Origin of the sequence: Haladaptatus sp. W1 (genome assembly GCF_001723155.1) — an archaeon.
In the GTDB taxonomy this organism is placed as follows: Archaea; Halobacteriota; Halobacteria; order Halobacteriales; family Haladaptataceae; genus Haladaptatus; species Haladaptatus paucihalophilus.
Map to the genome: position 1 here is coordinate 1 of NZ_MEIH01000196.1, position 3,224 is coordinate 3,224.

Genomic DNA, 3,224 nt, shown 5'->3' on the forward strand with positions numbered 1-3,224 from the left:
GTTCACGGGCGACCCCGTGGTCACAATTGCGACCGATTCCGGACACGCGAAGCTCACCCCCGACGCGCTGACCCGGCACGAAAACGGCGAGGAGCGCGAGCGGTCGCTCGCCGAGGCGGAGTGGTACGACGCGCTCGAAACCGAGTTCGGCGTGACCGACCGCCCCGAGGCGACACGCCCCAAACGCTAACCGCCACAGGATCGTTCCTGTGGAAGATGACGCTCGCAAACCATCTCGACGACTTCACCCGGCGCGATTGGGAGACCGCGACCGACTCGGACGAACGAGTTCGCTTCGCCCTCGTCGGCCTCGGCTGGTTCACGACGGAGATGGTCGTCCCGGCCCTTCGGGACAGCGACCGCTGTGAAATCGGGGCGCTCGTCAGCGGCTCGGCGGAAAAGGCCGCTCGACTCCGCGACGAAACGGGGGCCGCCCGCGCGTTGAGTTACGAGGAATTCCACGCGGGGGAAGGCGTGGACGCGTACGACGCGGTGTACATCGCCACGCCGAACGCGACGCACCTCGAATTCGCGGAGACGGCGGCCGACCTCGGCAGGGCCGTTTTGTGCGAGAAACCGATGGAGGTCTCGGCCGCGCGAGCGGAGCGGTTGGTCGAGGTATGTGAAGAGGCCGGGGTGCAGTTGATGGTCGGCTACCGGATGCACGTGAATCCGGCCGTCCGTCGGATGCGCGACCTCGTGCGGGAAGAATTCGTCGGCGACCCCGTACTGGTCGAGGGGTCGATGTGCCAGAACGTCTTCGAGCAGACAACGCCCGACCCGAACCAGTGGCGACTCGACGCCGACCTCGCCGGTGGCTCGGCGCTCATCGACCTCGGTATCTATCCGCTGAACACCGCCCGATTCGTCCTCGATTCCGACCCGGTGAGCGCGCAGGGGACGACGCGGAGTCCGCACGAACACTTCGTCGGGGTGGACCAACACGTCTCGTTCGACAACGGCGTCACCGCGGCCTGCGTCGCCAGCCAGTACGCCCAGAAGGGAAGCGAGTTCTCGGTCACGGGAACCGAGGGAAAACTGACGCTCTCCCCGGCGTTCTTCGGCGAGGCCCAGTTGACGGTCGAACGCGGCGACGCGGCGGCCGCGTTCTCGGTCGCGCCCGTGAACGAGGAACGGGAGGAGTTCGACTACTTCGCCGACCGTTTGCTCGCCGACCGCGACCCCGGACCAGACGGCGCGCACGGACTGGTCGATATGCGAACCATCGAAGCCATCTACGAGTCGGCGGAAACCGGCGAGCGCGTGGCGGTCGAACGCTAACGAGCGTCCGTGAACGGCGGAAACCGGGCACTTCGGGAACGAGTTCGGGGGCGCAGATTTCGACGACGCAGAGTTCGGCGACGCGGTTGTGACTCGCGGAACAGCGCACGGGAAAACGCGAGCGGCCAGAACTGCATATTGGACAGACGTTCGGGTTCGTGTGAGCATACTACCATGGACGCTCGCGGCCGCTCGCCTGCATCCGAACTATTTACTCGGCAAAGAATAAATGTTTTGAACACCGGGCTGTAAGGGTGTGACATGCACGCAGTCGCACTCAAGCGCGGCGCGAGTGCTCCCGAAGTCATCGACAAACCCCGACCGGACCCCGATTCCGGCGAGGTGCTGGTGCGGACACTCCGAGTAGGCATCGACGGAACCGATTACGAAGTCATCGCCGGGCATCACGGCGGCTTTCCCGCGGACGACGACCACCTCGTCCTCGGCCACGAGGCTGTCGGCGTGGTGGTGGATCCGAACGACACCGCGTTCAAGGAGGGGGACGTGGTTGTGCCGACCGTTCGCCGTCCGCTTCCCGACGGCCCGACGGAGTACTTCGAGCGCGGCGAACCGGACATGGCTCCCCCGGAGGACGTCGTCGAGCGCGGCATCACCGGCGGTCACGGCTTCATGAGCGACTACTTCACGAGTCCCGCGGAGTTCCTACTTCCCATCCCGGGCGACCTCGCCGAGTGGGGCTTTCTGGTCGAACCCATCAGCATCGCCGAGAAGGCCGTCGAACACGCCTACGCTTCGCGCTCGGCGTTCGACTGGCAACCGGAGAGCGCGCTCGTCCTCGGCAACGGGTCGCTCGGCCTGCTCACGCTGGCGATGCTCGGCCAATCCTTCGAGCGAACTTACTGCCTCGGCCGCCGCGACCGGCCGGACCCGACCATCGACATCATCGAGGCCTTGGGCGCGACGTACGTCGATTCGCGCGAGACGCCCGTCTCGGAGATTCCCGACGCGTACGAATCGATGGACTTCATCTTCGAGGCGACCGGCTACCCGAAACACGCCTTCGAGAGCATCGAGGCGCTCGCGCCGAACGGCGTCGCCGCGCTGCTCGGCGTCCCGGATTCGTGGTCGTTCGAAATCGACGGCGGGAAACTCCACCGCGAACTCGTGATGCACAACAAGGCGCTCGTTGGGAGCGTCAACTCCGGCTACCGGCACTTCGAGGCCGCGACCGAGACGCTTTCCTCGCTCCCCGACTGGCTCTTGGACGACCTCGTGACCGGCATCTACGACACCTCGAACCTCGCGGACGCATTTGCGGACGACGAAACGACAATAAAGGCCGCGGTGAAATTCTACGACCATGAAGAACGTTGACGACCTCATCGAGAGCGCGGCCGAGCTAGCGGAGCGCGGCCTCTCGAAGGGCGAAATCGCGGACGAACTGAACGTCTCGCGCGAGACGGCGAGTTGGCTCGTCGAACGGAGCGGGAGCGCACCGACCCCCGAACCGACCGGCGGCCCGCAGGACATCCACGTCGATTGGAGCGCCATCGGCCGCGACAGCGCCCGCCTCTCGCACGTCGGCGCGGCGATGGCCGACATGCTGTCGAAACACGGCGAGGAGGTCGATTTGACCATCGGAATCGAGAAGGCGGGTGCGCCGCTGGCGACCACCGTCGCCCGCGAACTCGGCACCGACCTCGGAACCTACGCGCCGCGGAAACACCAGTGGGACGAGGGCGACATCGACGAGTACGGCGGCAGTTTCTCGCGCAATTTCGCACAGATTCGGGACCGCGAGTGCTACGTCGTGGACGACACCATCACCAGCGGAACGACGATGACCGAGACTATCGAGGCCATCAAGGACCGCGGCGGCGACCCGGTCGCCTGCATCGTCCTCGCCGACAAGCGCGGTATCGAGGAGTTAGACGGCGTTCCCGTCTACTCGCTGGTGCAGGTCATCGGCGTCGGCAGCGACG

3 protein-coding genes and 1 pseudogene are annotated in these 3,224 nt (G+C 66.0%); all 4 read left to right on the forward strand.

What is annotated here, in order from left to right; translation table 11 throughout:
* Positions 1–190: pseudogene (locus tag BG842_RS09600) on the forward strand (arylamine N-acetyltransferase); the annotation flags it as partial.
* 26 nt (positions 191–216) lie between these two features.
* On the forward strand, positions 217–1,281 hold the full coding sequence (gfo6, locus tag BG842_RS09605; protein ID WP_069450580.1) for a D-xylose 1-dehydrogenase Gfo6: 1,065 nt from the start codon (positions 217–219) through the stop codon (positions 1,279–1,281).
* 261 nt (positions 1,282–1,542) lie between these two features.
* Positions 1,543–2,616 (forward strand): glucose 1-dehydrogenase, encoded by a 1,074-nt coding sequence (locus BG842_RS09610; RefSeq protein WP_069450581.1) that lies wholly within the window; start codon positions 1,543–1,545, stop codon positions 2,614–2,616.
* A partial coding sequence (gfcR, locus tag BG842_RS09615; RefSeq protein WP_069450582.1) for a transcriptional regulator GfcR occupies positions 2,603–3,224 on the forward strand: 622 nt, incomplete at its 3' end. The genes BG842_RS09610 and gfcR, both read left to right, overlap by 14 nt.

Bases quoted from the DNA above. Each gene is read 5' to 3' on its own strand.
- gfo6 (WP_069450580.1), top strand. From the start codon at position 217: ATGACGCTCGCAAACCATCTCGACGACTTCACCCGGCGCGATTGGGAG.
- BG842_RS09610 (WP_069450581.1), top strand. From the start codon at position 1,543: ATGCACGCAGTCGCACTCAAGCGCGGCGCGAGTGCTCCCGAAGTCATC.